The organism is uncultured Thiocystis sp., from assembly GCF_903866365.1.
Taxonomy (GTDB): domain Bacteria; phylum Pseudomonadota; class Gammaproteobacteria; order Chromatiales; family Chromatiaceae; genus Chromatium.
Window position 1 is genome coordinate 1 of record NZ_CAIPNF010000244.1, and the last position, 2,049, is coordinate 2,049.

Here is a 2,049-nt window from a genome sequence, read left to right on the forward strand (position 1 = left end):
ATCGCGCGCATGGTCGGCGATCTGGCGCGGATCGGACAGATCGCGAACGTGGACGCCATCATCGCCGCGAAGGATCAGATGGAGCACGAGGAGAACCTGCGCCGGCTGTTGCTCGGGATCGCCGAGGATGTCCGGGTGGTGCTGGTGGTGCTCGCCGAGCGGGTGCATCTGATGCGCGCCATTAAGGATCTCGAACCGGAACGGCGGACCAAGATCGCCCGCGATACGCAGCGCGTCTATGCGCCGCTCGCCAACCGGCTGGGCATCTGGCAGGTCAAGTGGGAGCTGGAGGATCTGAGTCTCCGCTATCTGCAACCCGACGAGTACAAGCGCATCGCGAGTCTGCTGGCCGAGCGGCGCGAGGAGCGCGAGCAGTATATCGTCGCCGTGATGGCGACCCTGCGCGACACGTTCCGGGAGGCAGGCATCGCGGCCGAGATCACTGGCCGGCCCAAGCACATCTATAGCATCTGGAAAAAGATGCGGCGCAAGGCGGTGGATATCGAGGAGATCTTCGATCTGCGCGCGGTGCGCATTCTGGTGGAGTCGGTCGCGGACTGTTATGCCGCGCTGGGACTGGTCCACGGACTCTGGAAGCATATTCCGAAAGAGTTCGACGATTACATCGCCACCCCCAAGGGCAATCTCTATCAGTCGCTGCACACGGCGGTCGTGGGGCCGGGGGACAAGCCGCTGGAGGTACAGATCCGCACCCACGAGATGCACCGTCACGCCGAGTTCGGCGTCGCCGCGCACTGGGCCTATAAGGAGGCCAAGGGTCATGACGCCGCGTTCCAGCGGCGCGTGGTCTGGATGCGCAACTGGCTGGAGCTGAAGAACGAAGGCGACGCGGCCAGCGGCTTTCTGGAGCGCTTCAAGTCCGAATTCGAGCCGGTGCACATCTATGTGCTCACGCCCCAGTCCAAGGTGGTCGAGCTGCCCAAGGGGGCGACGCCGCTGGACTTCGCCTATGCCATCCATTCCGAGATCGGCAACCGCTGCCGGGGCGCGCGGGTCAATGACCGCATCGTGCCGCTGAACTACACGCTCAACAGCGGCGAGAAGGTCGAGATCCTGACTCAGAAAAACGCCGCCCCCAGCCGTGACTGGCTGAGTCCGCATCAGGGTTATCTGACCACGGCGCGCGCGCGCAATCGGGTGCGCCAATGGTTCAAGCAGCAGCATTTCGATCAGCATCTGCAAGAGGGCCGCGTGGCTCTCGACCGCGAGCTGGCACGGCTGGGGGTGCTCGAAAAGCCGCATTTGGACGAACTCGCGCTCAAGTTCAATTACAAGCGCGGCGACGATCTGCTGGCGGCCATCGGCAGCGGGGATCTCGCGGTCGGGCAGGTCGCGCGCCAGGTGGGCGAGCCCAGGGCCGAGGAGCCGCGGGAAACGGAACCGCGGATACGCGTCTTCCAGAAGCAGAAAAAGGCGAGCCCTCCGGCCACTTCCAGGGCGGGTTCGGGGGATGTGGTGGTCGAGGGCGTCGACGACCTCATGACCCAGATGGCGCAGTGCTGCAAGCCCGTTCCCGATGATGAAATCGTCGGGTTTGTCACCCGCGGGCGAGGGGTCACCATTCACCGCCGGGACTGCGGCAACCTGAAACACCTATCCCCCAGCGAGGCCGAGCGTCTGATCGGCGTGCGGTGGGCGGATCAGCCGACCCAGACGATCTATCCGGTCGACCTGCTGGTGATCGCCGCCGATCGCAAGGGGTTGCTGCGGGATGTCTCGTCGGTGTTCTCCGATGAAGACGTGGACGTGATCGGCGTCAACACGCATTCGGAAAAAAGCACCGACTCCGCGAGCATGCGCTTCACGATCGAGATCAAGAACATGGATCAATTGGAGCGGCTTAGGGGCAAGCTTCGGCAGATCCCCGAGGTACTGGAGGTGCGGCGGGCGTATTGATTGGGTGGTTGTCTTTACGCAGGCAGTTGGCAGTTGGCAGTTGGCGGTTGGCGGTTGGCGGTTGGCAGTTGGCAGTTTGGCAGTTTGGCAGTTGGCAGTTGGCAGTTGGCAGTTGGCAGTTGGCAGTTGGCA

At 63.7% G+C, this 2,049-nt stretch carries 1 protein-coding gene; it reads left to right on the forward strand.

Going from position 1 to position 2,049, the window contains the following annotated elements:
* The coding region (locus QZY07_RS13765) for a bifunctional (p)ppGpp synthetase/guanosine-3',5'-bis(diphosphate) 3'-pyrophosphohydrolase (protein WP_295403697.1) at positions 1 to 1,917 on the forward strand (1,917 nt) is incomplete at its 5' end.
* Positions 1,918 to 2,049: the final 132 nt, after the last annotated feature.